Origin of the sequence: Modicisalibacter radicis (assembly GCF_900961225.1) — a bacterium.
Classification (GTDB): Bacteria; Pseudomonadota; Gammaproteobacteria; order Pseudomonadales; family Halomonadaceae; genus Modicisalibacter.
In genome coordinates this window covers 1-15404 of sequence record NZ_CAAHFN010000098.1, presented here as the reverse complement: position 1 = coordinate 15404, position 15404 = coordinate 1, and the positions used below count along the sequence as shown (strand labels likewise).

Genomic DNA, 15404 nt, shown 5'->3' with positions numbered 1-15404 from the left:
TGGAGCGCCGTTTATGTCCGCTGCGTGCCAGCAGGATCCGAGCGGTGTCAGCCGATCACATCAGCATGCGCCGGATATCGGTCAATGCCTGCGACAGGAACGCCGTGAAGCGTGCCGCATCGGCGCCATTGACCGCACGGTGGTCATAGGAGAGGCACAGCGGCATCATCAGCCGCGGCGCGAACTCGGCCCCGTTCCAGACCGGCTTCATCTGCGACTTGGAGATCCCCAGGATCGCCACTTCCGGCGCGTTGACGATCGGCGTGAAGGCGGTGCCGCCGATCGAGCCGAGGCTGGAGATGGTGAAGCAGCCGCCCTGCATCTCCTCGCGCTTGAGCTTTTTCTTCTGCGCCTTGCCGGCCAGCTCGACGGACTCCTTGGCCAGCTCGATCAGCGATTTCTGGTCGGCGTTGCGGATCACCGGCACCATCAGGCCGTCCGGCGTGTCCACGGCGATGCCGATGTGCACGTACTTCTTCCACACCACCGTCTCACCGTCGCTCTTGAGGCTGACGTTGAACTGCGGATACTGACGCAGCGCGTAGGCGCAGGCCTTGATCAAGAACGGCAGCGGCGTGAGCTTGGCGCCCTGGGCCTCGGCCTCGGCCTTCATCGACTTGCGGAAGGCTTCCAGCTCGGTGATGTCGGCCTCGTCGAACTGGGTGACGTGGGGCAGGTTGACCCAACTGCGATGCAGGTTGGTCGCGCCCATCTTCATCAGCCGGCCCATCGCCTTCTCTTCGACCTCGCCGAACTGGCTGAAGTCGACATCGGGGATCGGCGGGATGCCCGAGCCGCCGGCAGCCGGTGCTGCGCCCGGAGCCGCAGCGCCGCCCTCCTGCTGGGCTTTCATCGCCTGCTTGACGTAGGCGTGGACGTCTTCCTTGAGCACACGGTCCTTGGGACCGCTGGGCTTGACCCGCGCCAGGTCGACGCCCAGTTCGCGCGCCAGCATGCGCACCGCCGGGCCGGCATGCACCAGCTTGCCGTCGCGCGGCTGTTCGGCCGGCGCGGCCTGCTCCTTGGCGCTGGAATCGGCCCTGGGCTGCGACTTGGCCTCGCTCTTGTCGCTGCCCTTGTCGGAAGTCGCTTCCTTCTTGGGCGACTCGCTCTGCTTGGGCTTGGCCGGCTTGCTGCCCGCCACCGGAGTGCCGGCCACCTCGATATAACCGATCAGGTCGCCCTCGGAGACGGTGTCGCCCTCCTTCACGGCGAGCTCGACCAGCTTGCCCTTGAAGGGGCTCGGCACGTCCATCGAGGCCTTGTCGGATTCCAGCGTGATCAACGGGTCTTCCTCGTTGATCTCGTCGCCCTCGGCGACCGCCAGCTCGATGATCGGCACGTTCTCGCTGCCGCCGATATCGGGGACGCGGATCTCCTTGCGCTGGGATTCGCCTTCTTCCTCCGACTCTTCTGACTCTTCGCCCTCGTCGCTCTGAGATTCGTCGGTCTCGTCGGCCGTCTCTTCAGCGCTGGGTTGCTCGGGCTCGTCTTCGCCGTCCGCGTCGCCGGCGATCTCCATGGTACCGATCAGGTCGCCCTCGGAGACGGTGTCGCCCTCCTTGACCGCCAGAGAGACGAGCTTGCCGCTGTAGGGACTGGGCACATCCATCGAGGCCTTGTCGGATTCCAGCGTGATCAGCGGATCTTCCTCACTGACCTCGTCGCCCTCGGCAACCGCCAGCTCGATGATCGGCACATCCTCGCTGCCGCCGATATCGGGTACCTTGACCTCGACGGTACGCTTGCCGCCCGACTTCTTGGCCGGTTGGGCGTCGCTCCTGGACGAACCGGAATCGGCGCTCTTCTCATCCTGCTTGGCCGATGACTCTTGCTTCTCGCCGGCATCGCTCGCGTCTTTCGATTCCGCTTCGTCGCTATCGCCGCCACCCTCGGCCTCGAGCTCGAGGATGTCGTCGCCCTCGGAGACGGTATCGCCCTCCTTGACCAGTACCTTGACCACCTTGCCGCCCTTGGGCGCCGGTACGTCCATGCTGGCCTTGTCGGACTCGAGGGTGATCATGGTGTCTTCGGCGGCGATCTGGTCACCTTCGGACACCGCGATCTCGATGATTTCGACGTCGGTGCTGCCACCGATGTCGGGGACTTTGATGATTTCGCTACTCAAGGTCGCGCTCCTTTCTAATCATGCTCGCCGCAGGCGCAAATCGTGCAGGCCAGGCGGGCTACGCTCGACAACTTCTCTTCAGCGTAGCGCGCCCGACACCTGTCCAGCCGTTCGCAGGCGCCTCAGGAGTTCACCGGGTTCGGCTTGCTCGGATCGATGCCATACTTCTTCATGGCATCCACAACGACCTTGCGGTCGACTTCGCCGCGCTCGGCCAAGGCGCGGAGCGCGGCTACCGTGACGTAGTAGCGATCCACCTCGAAGAAACGCCGCAGCGCCTCGCGCGTGTCCGAACGGCCGTAGCCATCGGTCCCCAGTACGTGGAAATCGCCGGGCACCCAGGCCCGGATCTGATCGGCATAGAGCTTCATGTAGTCAGTCGAGGCGACCACCGGGCCTTCGCGACCCTCCAGTTGCTGCACGACCCAGGGCTTTTCACGCTTGTCGTCCGGCGACAGGAACTCATTGCGATCGTAGTCGAGGGCTTCGCGGCGCAGCTCGTTGAAGCTGGTCACGCTCCACACGTCGGCGACGACGCCATGCTCGTCGGCCAGCATCTCGGCGGCGGCCTCGACCTCGCGCAGGATGGTGCCACTGCCCAGCAGCTGCACCCGCGGCGCCTTCTTCTTGCCCGCCTCGCCCTCGCGGAGCAGATACATGCCGCGCACGATCCCCTCTTCGCAGCCTTCCGGCATTTCGGGGTGCGAGTAGTTCTCGTTCATCACCGTCAGATAGTAGAAGCAGTTCTCACGGTCCTGGAACATCCGCTTCATGCCGTCCTGCAGGATCACCGCGACTTCGTGACCATAGCAGGGGTCGTAGCAGCGGCAGGTCGGCACCGTCGACATCAGGATATGGCTATGGCCGTCCTGGTGCTGCAGGCCTTCGCCGTTGATGGTGGTGCGCCCGGCGGTGCCGCCGATCATGAAGCCGCGAGCCTGCAGGTCGCCGGCGGCCCAGACCAGATCGCCGACGCGCTGGTAGCCGAACATCGAGTAGTAGATGAAGAACGGGATCAGCGTCAGGTCATGGTTGGCATAGGCTGTCGCCGCGGCCAGCCAGGCGGACATCGAGCCGGCCTCGGTGATGCCCTCCTCGAGGATCTGACCCTTCTTGTCCTCGCGGTAGTACATGATCTGCCCGGCATCGACCGGATCATACTTCTGGCCGCCGGACGCGTAGATGCCCAGCTGGCGGAACATGCCCTCCATGCCGAAGGTACGCGCCTCGTCGGGAATGATCGGCACCACCCGCGAGCCCAGCTGCTTGTGCTTGACCAGCCCGTTGAGCACGCGCACGAACGACATGGTGGTCGAGACTTCGCGCTCGCCCGAGCCCTTGGTCTGGGTGGCGAACATCTTGTCGTCCAGCCCCGGAATCTCGAGGGCCTCGTAGTCGGTACGCCGCTTGGGCAGGAAGCCGCCGAGCTTCTCGCGCTGGAGATGCAGGTACTTCATCTCCGGGCTGTCTTCATCCGGCCGATAGTAAGGGACATTGCCATCTTCGAGCTGCTTGTCGGAGATCGGCACGCCGAAGCGATCGCGGAATGCCTTGAGGGCCTCGTGCTCCATGGACTTGATCTGGTGGGCTTCCATGTCGGCTTCGCCGCTGCCGCCGCCCATGCCGTAGCCCTTGACGGTATGCGCCAGCACAACGGTGGGTCGATCGCCGGCGTTGTTGACCGCCTCATGATAGGCCGCGTAGACCTTCTGCGGATCGTGACCGCCGCGATTGAGCCGGAAGATATCCTCGTCGGAGTAGTCCTCGACCAGTTTGCGGGTCTCTTCGTACTTGCCGAAGAAATGTTCGCGGGTATAGGCGCCACCGTTGGCCTTGTAGTTCTGGTACTCGCCGTCGACCGCCTCGTCCATGCGCTTTTGCAGCATGTCGTGCTTGTCGCGCTCGAGCAGCGGGTCCCACAGGCCGCCCCAGACTACCTTGATGACATTCCAGCCGGCACCGCGGAACACACCCTCGAGCTCGTCCATGATCCGCGAGTTGCCGCGCACCGGGCCGTCGAGCCGCTGCAGGTTGCAGTTGATCACGAAGATCAGGTTGCCCAGCTGCTCGCGGCTCGCCAGGTGCAGCGCGCCCAGCGATTCAGGCTCGTCGCACTCGCCGTCGCCGAGGAACGCCCAGACCTTGCGGTCGCGCATGTCGGTCAGCTCGCGCGAGTCCATGTACTTCATGACGTGCGCCTGGTAGATCGCCTGGATCGGCCCAAGCCCCATGGATACGGTGGGGAACTGCCAGTAGTCCGGCATCAGATAGGGGTGCGGATAGGACGGCAGCCCCTCGCCGTCGGCTTCCTGGCGAAAGCCATCCATCTGCTCTTCGGTGAGACGGCCCTCGAGGAAGGAGCGCGCATAGATACCCGGCGTCACGTGGCCCTGGATATAGATGAGATCGCCCTTGTGCTCGCCGTCGTCGGCGCGGAAGAAGTGATTGAAGCCGACTTCGTAGAGCGTCGCGCAGGATTGATAGCTGGCAAGGTGACCGCCCAGCCCCTTGTGCTTCTTGTTGGCACGCAGGACCTGTGCCATGGCGTTCCAGCGAATCGCCGAGCGCAGCTTGCGCTCGATGAACATGTCGCCGGGGATCTTCGCCTCGCGATGAACCGGAATGGTATTGCGATGGGGCGTAGTCACAGAGAACGGCGGGACCCTGCCGTCGCGGCGCAGCCGGTCGGCCAGACGACTCAACAGATACTGAGCACGCTCCTCGCCTTCCCGATCGACGACCGATACCAGGGAATCAACCCATTCCGAGGTTTCGGTCGGATCGATATCTTCTCTTGCCTCCAGACTCATAAGACGTGTCTCCGAATGAAGATAAGGTGTCAGTCTGCCCCCACACGACATGTGGCGACATTGGGCGCTCTTCAGTGCGAGCCGACCTTTCTGGGGGTCGTGTCTCCGTCAAACAGGGTATGTAATCGCTTTACAGATATGCAGGCGATAGTCACAAATGCCGGCCCGAAGATACCGCAAACGTGCCTGTCTGCCAATTGGCGGCACTTTGGAAACGCTTTCCACCCCTGCATATTGCATAGCAACATTAGCCACTTACCGATGGCCTCGTCCTTCGAGCATTGAGTGTAGCCTAGCTACAAAATCCACTTTCCGCGGCCAAACATTGACGAAAATAGGCCCAATCGAAGCTCGGGCCGGGGTCGCTCTTGCGCAACGGGGCGATTCGCGCATGGCCGGTGATGCGCTGCGCGGTCAATCGCGGGTAACGTTTCATCAGGCTCGCCACCACCCGGGCCAGCGCCCGGTACTGGGCCTCGCGGTAGGGCTGGACATCGTCGCCCTCGAGCTCGATGCCGATAGTGAAGTCGTTGAGCTCGATGCGTTCGCGCTCGCCATCGAACCAGCGCGAACGCCCGGCGTGCCAGGCACGCCGCTCGAAGGGCACGAACTGCACCAGCTCGCCGTCGCGGCGGATCAACAGGTGAGCCGAAACACGCAACCCCTCGAGCGTTCGAAAGTAGGCGTGCGCCGCGCCATCCAGGCGATTGGTGAACAACCGCTCGATCGCATCGCCGCCGAACTCGCCCGGCGGCAGGCTGATGGCATGGATCACCAGCGCCGATATCTCGCCTTGCGGGCGCTCGTTGCAGTTGGGTGACGCGACGCGACGCGCTCCACGAAGCCAACCCTGGATTACCTGCACGCTGCCTCCCCTGCCGTAAGCGCTTTGCATTCCCTATAATGAACGCATTGTCGCACACCACCGAGCAAGGAAAGCCATGCGCTACTACGAGGCCCTCGCCGAAGAGATCCGCACCAGCGCCGCCCGGCTGCTGGCCGAAGACGTCGGCCCCGGCGACATCACCGCCCAGTTGATCCCCGAGCGCCAATGGGCGTCCGCCCGGGTGATCACCCGCGAGGACGCGGTGCTCTGTGGGGTGGCCTGGGTCGACGAGCTGTTCCGGCGGCTCGACCATCGCGTCGATCTCGCCTGGCATGCCGCCGACGGCGACGCCCTGCAGGCCGGCCAGTGCTTTCTCGAGCTGGCCGGCCCCGCGCGCAGCCTGCTGACCGGCGAACGTCCGGCGCTCAACCTGTTGCAGACATTGTCGGGCACCGCCACCCGCGCCCGTCACTATGCCGATCGCGTCGCCGATACCGGCGTGCGTCTGCTCGACACCCGCAAGACGCTGCCCGGGCTGCGCCTGGCGCAGAAATACGCCGTGACCTGCGGCGGTTGCTACAACCACCGCATCGGCCTCTACGACGCCTTCCTGATAAAGGAGAACCACATCGCCGCCTGTGGTGGAATCGCCGCGGCCGTGCGCGAGGCACGCGACATTGCCCGCGACCTGCCGGTGGAAGTCGAGGTCGAAAACCTCGACGAGCTGGCCCAGGCGCTCGAGGCGCGTGCCGATGTGGTGATGCTCGACAACTTCTCGCTCGGCGACCTGCGCGAAGCGGTACGTTTCACCGCCGGCAAGGCGACCCTCGAAGCCTCGGGCAACGTCAGCGAAACCACGCTGGAATCGATCGCCGCCACCGGCATCGACTGCATCTCGATCGGCGCGCTGACCAAGGACGTCAAGGCGATCGATCTGTCGATGCGCATCGAGCACGTGGAGACCCGCTGAGTGCAGACAGCCGCGTCACTCGCCGAGCGGAGTCCCGCCGAGCGGAGTCCCGCCGAGCGGAGTCCCGCCGAGCGGAGTCCCGCCGAGCGGAGTCCCGCCGAGCGGAATCCCGCCGAGCGGAATCCCGCCGAACTAGGCTTCGTCGAATGCCTTCTCGAGCCTGATCCGCGGCAACGACTCGCCCCCGCGCTCGACCCACTCGTCGCCGACGCGTTGCCAGCCGCGCCGCTCAAGCGCGTCGGCAAGCATCAGACTGGCCTCGATGCGCAGCCGCGCCACCCCCCGCTCGCGCAGGCCCTGCTCGGCAAGCGCCACCAGTTGGGTGGCGATGCCGCGACGCCCCAGCGACGGCCAGACATACAGCGTTTCGATGCGCCCCTCGGTCACGTCGAGCTCCACGAACCCCACACAGCGCCCATCGCAGTCGGCCACCAGGGTAGTATATAGCGCCTGGCGGGCGACCCAGGCGCTGGCCTCGCGCGGCAGGGCGCCGGCCCAGGCCTCGCGTTGCGCCAGCGTGTAGCGACCCGCTGCGCCCTGCATGACCGCGTGGTGAAACACCTCGGCCTGATCCGCGGCATCGCGACTCAAGGCCGCCCGGTAACGTATCCGCTGCGACATGGCTGCCTCCTTGGCAAGCAAGCAAGACTGGCGTACCACCGCCGGCTCGCTCAGTGTACTAACCAACCGGACGAAAGCCAGGCTCGCCGGGCGAGCGCCCGGCCGGCATAATGAGCCGATGCAAGACACCGACTCGGCGCCCGACGCCACCTTCACGATGCAGGCCATCGGCCGCATCGCCAGCGATTATCCCGACAAGTTCGGCATCCCCCGCCAGCCCGGCCTGGCCGACGAGGCACGCGCGGTGCTGCGGATGCTGCCGCCCTTCGACGAACCGCACGCAGTGCGTGGCCTGGAGGGCGTCAGTCATCTCTGGCTGACCTTCGTCTTCCATCGCAGCCCCGAGCGCTGGACACCGCTGGTGCGCCCGCCACGCCTGGGCGGCAACGCCAGGCTCGGGGTGTTCGCCACCCGCAGCACCCATCGGCCCAATCGCCTGGGCCTGTCGCTGGTCGAACTGGTGAAGATCGAGACCCGGGGCGGCGTGCGGCTGCACCTGCGCGGTCACGATCTGGTCGATGGTACCCCGGTGCTCGATATCAAGCCCTACCTGCCGTGGGCCGAATCGCGCCCCGACGCCGGGGCCGGCTTCGCTCCCGCGCCGCCGACTCGGTACCGCGTGAACTTCAATGATGCCGCCGAGGGCCATCTGGCCCGGCGCGAGGACGGCGCCTCGCTGCGCCGGCTGATCGAACAGGTGCTCGCCCAGGACCCGCGCCCGGCTTACCGGGGCGGTCACGATGCACGCCGCTACGGCGTGGCGCTGCGGGATGTGGACGTACGCTTCCGGGTTCAGCACGACACAACGCGGGAGATCGCTTTCGAGGTCGTCGAGATCGTTCCGCTGGCAGCGGCCGACGTTCGCTGAGCCATGCGTCCAGACGGTGCCCTAAACGGTGAAAGCGGCCCGCGGGCCGCTTTTGAACGCGCTGCGGGACGTCGCTCAGTCGAAGGCGATGCCCAGCCGCCGGCCCACTTCCTCGTAGGCCTCGATCACCCCGCCGAGGCCCTGGCGGAAGCGGTCCTTGTCCATCTTCTCGCGGGTCTCGGCGTCCCAAAGCCGGCAGCCGTCCGGCGAGAACTCGTCTCCGAGCACGATCTCGCCGTCGAACATCCCGAACTCGAGCTTGTAGTCGACCAGCAGCATGCCGCCATCGAGGAACAGCTGCTTGAGCACATCGTTGACCTGGAAGGTCAGCGTCTTCATGCGGGCCAGCTGCTCGGGGGTCGCCCAGCCGAAGGTCTCGGCCAGCGACTCGTTGATCATTGGGTCGTGCTGGGCATCGTTCTTGAGGAACAGCTCGAAGGTCGGCGGATCGAGCTCGCGCCCCTCCTCGACCCCCAGGCGCTTGACCAGACCGCCGGCGGCCAGGTTGCGCACCACGCACTCGACCGGGATCATCTCGAGCTTCTTGACCACGCACTCGGTATCCGACACCAGGCCGTCGAAGTGGGTGGGAATGCCCGCGGCCTCGAGCTTGCCCATGATGAAGGCGTTGAACTTGTTGTTGACCATCCCCTTGCGGGCCAGCGACTCCACGCGCTCGCCGTCGAAGGCGCTGGTGTCGTCGCGAAAATGCAGGATCAGGCGCTCGGGGTCGTCGGTACGGTAGACGGATTTGGCCTTGCCGGCGTACAGCGCGTCACGTTTTTCCATGGGGAGTTTCTCTGAAAGCGTCATTGAAGGAGTCGCCGCCCACCTGACCCATGGCCACGTTCACGCGACGACCTGCCAGTCGAAACCGCGATCCTGGGCGGACACCACCAGCCGCGATTCGTCGCCGTCGAGCAGCCCCGCCAAGGCCTCGCGGGCAAGCTCCGGGCGGTTGTTGTGCTCCGAAAGGTGCGAGCAGACGATGCGCTGCAGGCGGTCGAGGCCGATACACGTGAGCAGCGCCCGGGCCTGGGCATTGGCCAGGTGCCCCCAGTTGCCCCCGACGCGCCGCTTGAGATGCGGCGGGTAGGGCCCCTCGACGAGCATTCGCGGGTCGTGGTTGCACTCCAGCAGCAGCGCATCGCAGTGCTGGAAGCTGGCGATCACATGCTCGGTGGGGTGACCCAGATCGGTGAGCACGCCGAGCGTGCGCTGGCGCGCATGAAAGCGAAACTGTACCGGCTCGCGGGCATCGTGCGGCACCGTTATCGGGTCGATCTCGAGCCCGGCGATGGCGAAGCGTGCCTGGGGCACGATCAAGCGATGCCGAGGTACCTCGCCGAGACGCCGCGACAGCAGCGTGCCGGCGGTCAGGTAGACCGGCAGGCCGTGGCGCCGCGCCAGGGCACCGACGCCACTGATGTGGTCGCCGTGCTCGTGGGTCACAAGCACCGCGGCCAGCTGACGGGGGTGCAGGCCATGGCGCGCCAGGCGCTTCTCGGTCTCGCGCAGGCCGAAGCCGCAGTCGACCAGCACGTGGGTCTCGCCGTCGCTGACCAGGGTGGCGTTGCCCTTGCTGCCACTGCCCAGCGAGGCGAAGCTCAGGGCTTGCCCGCCGGGCAAGCGGGCCGCTTCGTGCACCCGCTCGGTCATCAGCGCAGCGTCGAGGCCAGGGCATCGAGAACCGCGCGAGCCTCGCTGTCGGCGAGCGCGCGATCGTCCGCCGCGGCGACCGTCACGCGGCTCTCGCCGGCCCCCGCCGGAGCGACATGCAGGCGGTAGCGGCGCGGCTCGGCATCGTCGCCGAACCAGTCGAACCAGCCGCCGTCGTCCTCGCGCGGCGTGTAATCGACGAGGAAGTCGCCGGCGCTGCGATTCTGGTCGACCAGCTTGCGCCCCTCGCCGGTAAAGTTGTTGGACAGTTGATAATGCAGCTCGGACCAGGCCCGATCGATGCCCAGCGCCAGCTGCAACTGCCAGCGGTCGTCACGCTTGAGCAGGCGTACCCGCTCCTCCTGGGACAGGCTCTGGGCGGCCAGCGAGACACCGCCGGCCTGCTCGCTGCGGCTATCGAGATAGCCCTGCAGCGCTGTCAGGCATTGCCCTGCCGCGTCCGCCGCGCTGCAGCGCACTTCGCTGGTACCGCTGCGCAGCCCCTGGCGGACTCGGAAATCGGCTTCCTCGGTGGCTATGCGCCCCTGCGACGCATCCATGCTGGCAATCGTCAGACCGCGGCTTTCGACGAACCCCTGCAGTTGCGGCCACACACCGCCCGGCGACGTGTTGACCAACAGCCAGCGGTCGCCGCCGGCCTCGCGCAGCTCGACATAGGGCAGCTCCTCGTCGCGGCTGCCCGCCAGCGGCTGCGGGCGCGGTACCTCGAAATCGCCTTCGGCGACGAAGTCGTTGCTGGCGTCCGGCACCGGCATGGCGTCCTGATAGCGGCTGGAACGGCGCGAATCGGGCAGCTCCAGCGGCTGGCTCATATCGGCGGCCTGGTACTCGTCGCTACGGTCGTAATAGTAGCCATCGCGACCGCAACCGCTCAGGGCAACGGCGGCGGCCACGATCAGCGGCATCCATGTGAAGACGGGGTTCATGCTTCTACCTTCTTGTGGGTGCGGGCCAGGGATGGCCTCAATCGTCCAGCACACCGGCCAGCTGCAGGGCCTCGCCGACGGTGGAGTGGTATTTCTCGGACAGCCAGGTCAGCGGCAGACGGATCCCGGGGTCGGCATAGCCCATGCGGTTGAGCCCCCACTTCACCGGAATCGGGTTGGCCTCGACGCCCAGCGCGGTGTGCAACGGCATCAGCCGCGTATTGATCTGGTGAGCGCGCTCGGTATCGCCGGCCACCGCGGCCCGACACAGTTCGTGCATGGCGTGCGGCGCGACGTTGGCGGTCACCGAAATATCGCCGTGCCCGCCCATCAGCATGAACTCGCAGGCGGTGGGGTCGTCGCCGGAGTAGAGCGCGAAGCCGCTGCCACGCAGGCGCTCGACCAGTTCCTCGGCACGCTCGAGATTGCCGGTGGCGTCCTTGAGGCCGACGATATTGTCGACCTCGGCAAGCCGGAACACCGTCTCGTTGTAGAGATCCGAGCAGGTGCGCCCCGGCACGTTGTAGAGGATGACCGGCAGGTCGCCGCCCTCGGCGACCGCCTTGAAGTGCTGGAACAGGCCTTCCTGGGTCGGCTTGTTGTAGTAGGGGCACACCGACAGGCAATAGTCGGCGCCGACCTCCTTGGCGTAGCGCGCCAGCTCGACGGCCTCGGAGGTGGCGTTGGCGCCGGTGCCGGCGATCACCGGGATGCGCCCGTCGACCTCCTCGACCACGGTGCGGATGACGTCGAAGTGTTCGGCGAACGACATGGTGGTGGGCTCGCCAGTGGTACCGGCGGCGACGATGCCGTCGGTGCCGTTTTCGAGATGAAAGCCCACCAGGCGGCGCAGCGCCTCCCAGTCGATCTCACCGGATGTTTTCATCGGGGTCGCCAGCGCGACGATGCTGCCTGTGATCATCCTGCGATGCTCTCCTGTGAAGCGGCCGAGTCGGTCCTTAAGCCCCACCCGCCGATAACCCACGTGATCAATGCCCGGTCCAGGCACCAAATGGTACTCAGGCGACGAAAGCCTGTACAGATGCTTGTTACCGCCGCCGGGGCTTTACAGCGATCCCGTGCTTGCGTGTAATCGACGACGCCCATTCATACAGGAGTCCAGCCATGAGCGTCAGCGTCGGCCAGCCGGTCGCGGATTTCACCGCCCAGGCCACCAGCGATACCACCGTGACCCTCTCGCAGCTGCGCGGCAAGCAGGTGGTGATCTACTTCTACCCCAAGGACAGCACGCCGGGGTGCACCACCGAGGGCGGCGACTTCCGCGACCACAAGGCCGATTTCGACGCCGCCGACACGGTGATACTCGGCGTCTCCCGCGATGGCCTGCGCGCCCACGAGAACTTCAAGGCCAAGCAAGACTTCAACTTCGAGCTGATTTCCGACAAGGACGAGGCGCTGTGCCGCCAGTTCGACGTCATCAAGCTCAAGAAGCTCTACGGCAAGGAGCATCTGGGCATCGAGCGCAGCACTTTCCTGATCGACGCCGAGGGCAAGCTGGCCCGCGAATGGCGCAAGGTCAAGGTACCGGGCCACGTCGCCGAGGTGCTCGACGCGGCCCGCGAGCTGCATGCCCAGGGCAAGGTTCAGTCCTGAAGGTCGACCTGGTGCAACGGCCGGTCGCGCTGCGCGACGCTGCGCGGCCAGGCACGCGCCAGCGCCTTGAGCAGGGTCGCCAGCGGGATCGCGAAGAACACCCCCCAGAACCCCCAGATGCCGCCGAAGAACAGCACCGCGAGGATGATCGACACCGGATGCAGGTTGACCGCCTCGGAGAACAGCACCGGCACCAGCACGTTGCCGTCGAGGGCCTGCAGCACGCCGTAGGCGACGATCACGTAGAGGAACTGGTCGCTCAGCCCGAAGTGGAAGCCGGCCACCGCGGCCACCGGGAGTGTCGCCACCGCCGCGCCGATGTAGGGCACCAGCACCGACAACCCGACCATCAGCCCCAGCAGCGCCGCATAGGGCAGGCCGAAGCACCAGAAGGTGATGTATGCCGCACCGCCGACGATGGCGATCTCGATCGCCTTGCCGCGGATGTAGTTGGCGATCTGGTCGTCCATCTCGTACCAGATGCGCGTCATCAGGGTGCGCTTCTGCGGCAGCAGCGAGAGCATGAAGCGGATCAGCGGCTCGCGATCCTTGAGCAGGAAGAACACCAGGATCGGCACCAGCACCAGGTAGATGATCAGTCCCAGCAGGTTGCCCAGCGAGGCCAGCGACAGGGTCAGCGCCCGCTGGCCGAGCTGGGTCGCCTCGCGCCCGGCGGTGGCGATCCAGTCGTCGATCTGCGCCGGGGTGATCACCGTCGGGTAGCGCGCCTGCATGTCGTCGAGCAGGCCCTGTACGCTGGCGAACATTCGCGGACTTTCCTGGACCAGTTCGAGCAGCTGGTTCCACACCAGCGGCAGCACGATCAACGCCAGCGCCAGCAGCGCGCCGACGAATATCAGGAACACCAGCAGCACCGACAGCAGCCGCGGCAGGCCGCGCCGCTCGAGCCAGCTGACGATCCCCTGCAGCAGAAAGGCCAGCACCAGCGCGGTAAAGAACGGTGCCAGCATCTTGCCCAGCCAGAACACCGCGGCAAAGCCCAGCACCAGCAACAGCAACAGGACGACCGCCTCCTCGTCGGAGAAGTAGCGTTCGAGCCAGGTCTTGAAGACCTCCTTCATGGTCATGCTTGGGTACCGCCCTTGCGTATCCAGTAGTGATAGTCTGTATCGCGCGTGTCGCGCTCCAGCAGTTCGTGATCGCTGTGCGCGGCGAAGGCCTCGAAGTCGCGCCACGATCCCGGGTCGCTCGCCACCACGTGGAGAATGTCACCCACCGTCAGGCGCGCCAACGCTTGCTTGGCCTTGAGCAACGGCAGCGGACAGGCCAGGCCGCGCGCATCGAGTCGATCAGTGGGTTGCAGGGCCATGCCACCTCCCGGGAAAATGAAAAACCGCCTCGATTTAAAGGCACTTTGTCCGGTGAATCAATGTCGGACATGAACGCGTGAAGATGACGAGGAAGGCCATGTCGAGTGTCGTGAAGTCAGGGTTGCTGGCGGGACTGCTGGTCCTCACGCCGTTACCGGTTGCCCAGGCCGCCGGCGGCGATTCGCTGCCCGCGCTGGGCAGCGGCGGAGCCAGCGTCTCGGGCGGCGAGGAATATCGCCTGGGGCGCGCCTGGCTGCGCCAGTTCCGCGCCCAGACCCACACCTGGCAGGACCCGATCGCCGAAACCTACGTCGAATCGCTGATCGCCCGGCTGCTGCCCTACAGCGATATCGGCGATCTCGACTGGACGGTCACCCTCGTCGACAGCCGGATGCTCAACGCCTTCGCCGTGCCGGGCGGCGTGATCGGCGTCAATCAGGGGCTGTTCGCCTTCGCCAGTGGCGAGGACGCCTTCGCCTCGGTACTCGCCCACGAACTCGGCCATCTGTCGCAGCGCCACTACGCGCGACGCATGGAGCGCGCCGAGGAAACCCAGTTACCGACCATGGCGGCGATGCTCGCCGGCATGGTGCTCGCCGCCGGTGGCGCCGGCAATGCCGGGGTAGCGGCGATGATGGGGTCGCAGGCGGCCTTCATTCAGGACCAGTTGGCCTACTCGCGGCGCTTCGAGCAGGAAGCCGACCGGGTCGGCCTCGAGGCCCTGGACGAGGCCGGCTTCGATCCCGAGGCGATGCCGGCGATGTTCCGTGCCATGCAGCGCCTGACCAGCCTGCAGGGCGGCAACCCGCCGGAATTCCTGCTCACCCACCCGGTCACCGAATCGCGCATCAGCGATACCCAGGCGCGGGCCGATCAGTTGACGGCCTCGCGGACCGCGCGCCGCGACTCCCGGGACCCCAGCTATGCGATGATCCGCGCCCGCGCCCTGCTCGCGCTGAACAGCGACAACCCGGCCCAGGCGATGAGCGAATTGCGCCAGGACGACCCGCCCCAGGCGGCGCTCGACTATCTTCAGGCGCTGACCGACGCCCACGGCAACCGCATCGATACCGCCCTCGCCCAGCTCGACAGCCTGGCCGACGCGTGGCCCGACCTGACGCTGATCCCCACAAGCGCCGCGCAGATCGCCCTCGACGCCGGCCGCTACGAGGCCGCCCTGACCCGCGGCGAGCGCATCCTGCGGCTGACGCCCGGCTACCTGCCGGCGCAGTTGATACACGCCCGCGCGCTGTTGCAGCGCGACCCCGGCGAAGCCTTCGCCGCGCTGCGCGACCTGAGTCGTCGCCAGCCCGAGAATCCGCGCGTCTACTCACTGCTCGCCGAGGCCGCGGGGCGCAGCGGTCACAAGACATGGGGGCTGCTGGCCCGCGCCGAGGAACTGCAGTTGACCGGGCACATCGACCGCGCCATCAAGCAGCTCGATATCGCCGAGGACAACGCCAAGCGCGAGGGCGATTTCGGCATGGCCAGCCGCCTTCAGGAGCGCCGCAAGGACTACCTGGACTATCGACAGGCGTTGCAGCAGTTCTAGCTTCGGGCTTCGAGCGCCAGGTTCGGGGCGCTATGAAGAGCGGCTTCGGGCTTCGGGCTTCGGGCTTCGGGCTTCGGG

General features: G+C 66.3%; 14 protein-coding genes. 4 read left to right on the top strand and 10 right to left on the bottom strand.

Annotation, left to right across the window (positions count from 1 at the left end):
- Positions 1–55 precede the first annotated feature (55 nt).
- The 3 genes from aceF to ampD form a co-directional block, all read right to left on the bottom strand.
- A complete protein-coding gene (gene aceF, locus HR9077_RS17235; protein ID WP_136068509.1) occupies positions 56–2128 on the bottom strand; it encodes a pyruvate dehydrogenase complex dihydrolipoyllysine-residue acetyltransferase in 2073 nt (690 codons plus the stop codon).
- 122 nt (positions 2129–2250) lie between these two features.
- On the bottom strand, positions 2251–4938 hold the full coding sequence (gene aceE, locus HR9077_RS17230) for a pyruvate dehydrogenase (acetyl-transferring), homodimeric type (RefSeq protein ID WP_136068507.1): 2688 nt from the start codon (positions 4936–4938) through the stop codon (positions 2251–2253).
- Between the two features lie 292 nt (positions 4939–5230).
- Positions 5231–5803, bottom strand: a complete 573-nt coding sequence (gene ampD / locus HR9077_RS17225) for a 1,6-anhydro-N-acetylmuramyl-L-alanine amidase AmpD (RefSeq protein WP_136068505.1) — start codon at positions 5801–5803, stop codon at positions 5231–5233.
- A gap of 76 nt (positions 5804–5879) precedes the next feature.
- Between ampD and nadC the strand changes: the two genes are divergently transcribed.
- A complete protein-coding gene (gene nadC / locus HR9077_RS17220) occupies positions 5880–6734 on the top strand; it encodes a carboxylating nicotinate-nucleotide diphosphorylase (RefSeq protein WP_136068503.1) in 855 nt (284 codons plus the stop codon).
- Between the two features lie 132 nt (positions 6735–6866).
- On the opposite strand, the gene HR9077_RS17215 is transcribed toward nadC, so the two are convergent.
- Complete coding sequence (locus tag HR9077_RS17215) at positions 6867–7355, bottom strand: GNAT family N-acetyltransferase (RefSeq protein ID WP_136068501.1); 489 nt, start codon at positions 7353–7355, stop codon at positions 6867–6869.
- A gap of 118 nt (positions 7356–7473) precedes the next feature.
- Here HR9077_RS17215 and tsaA point away from each other — a divergent pair, with 118 nt between their 5' ends.
- A complete protein-coding gene (gene tsaA / locus HR9077_RS17210) occupies positions 7474–8223 on the top strand; it encodes a tRNA (N6-threonylcarbamoyladenosine(37)-N6)-methyltransferase TrmO (protein ID WP_136068499.1) in 750 nt (249 codons plus the stop codon).
- Positions 8224–8298: 75 nt separating this feature from the next.
- Here tsaA and purC read toward each other — a convergent pair whose 3' ends face one another.
- Genes purC through dapA form a run of 4 tightly spaced genes read right to left on the bottom strand, consistent with a single transcriptional unit; the run spans position 8299 to position 11751 of the window.
- A complete protein-coding gene (purC, locus tag HR9077_RS17205; protein WP_136068496.1) occupies positions 8299–9012 on the bottom strand; it encodes a phosphoribosylaminoimidazolesuccinocarboxamide synthase in 714 nt (237 codons plus the stop codon).
- A 60-nt stretch (positions 9013–9072) separates the two neighbouring features.
- Positions 9073–9882, bottom strand: a complete 810-nt coding sequence (locus HR9077_RS17200) for an MBL fold metallo-hydrolase (protein WP_136068495.1) — start codon at positions 9880–9882, stop codon at positions 9073–9075.
- Positions 9882–10829, bottom strand: coding sequence for an outer membrane protein assembly factor BamC (locus HR9077_RS17195; protein ID WP_136068493.1), 948 nt, complete (start codon positions 10827–10829; stop codon positions 9882–9884). The genes HR9077_RS17200 and HR9077_RS17195 overlap by 1 nt, the downstream gene beginning before the upstream one ends.
- Positions 10830–10866: 37 nt before the next feature.
- Entirely contained in the window at positions 10867–11751 is an 885-nt protein-coding gene (gene dapA / locus HR9077_RS17190; protein WP_136068491.1) for a 4-hydroxy-tetrahydrodipicolinate synthase, read from the bottom strand.
- Positions 11752–11954: 203 nt separating this feature from the next.
- Between dapA and HR9077_RS17185 the strand changes: the two genes are divergently transcribed.
- Positions 11955–12443, top strand: a complete 489-nt coding sequence (locus HR9077_RS17185; protein ID WP_136068489.1) for a peroxiredoxin — start codon at positions 11955–11957, stop codon at positions 12441–12443.
- Here the strand turns inward: HR9077_RS17185 and HR9077_RS17180 are convergent.
- Together HR9077_RS17180 and HR9077_RS17175 are read right to left on the bottom strand one after the other, a co-directional pair.
- Positions 12434–13531: an AI-2E family transporter gene (locus tag HR9077_RS17180; protein ID WP_136068487.1), complete on the bottom strand. Its 1098-nt coding sequence runs from the start codon at positions 13529–13531 to the stop codon at positions 12434–12436. The two genes, HR9077_RS17185 and HR9077_RS17180, sit on opposite strands and share 10 nt — an antisense overlap.
- Entirely contained in the window at positions 13528–13773 is a 246-nt protein-coding gene (locus HR9077_RS17175) for a sulfurtransferase TusA family protein (RefSeq protein WP_136068485.1), read from the bottom strand. Before HR9077_RS17175 ends, HR9077_RS17180 begins: the two co-directional genes overlap by 4 nt.
- Positions 13774–13871: 98 nt before the next feature.
- Between HR9077_RS17175 and HR9077_RS17170 the strand changes: the two genes are divergently transcribed.
- Positions 13872–15326: a M48 family metalloprotease gene (locus HR9077_RS17170; protein ID WP_136068483.1), complete on the top strand. Its 1455-nt coding sequence runs from the start codon at positions 13872–13874 to the stop codon at positions 15324–15326.
- Positions 15327–15404: the final 78 nt, after the last annotated feature.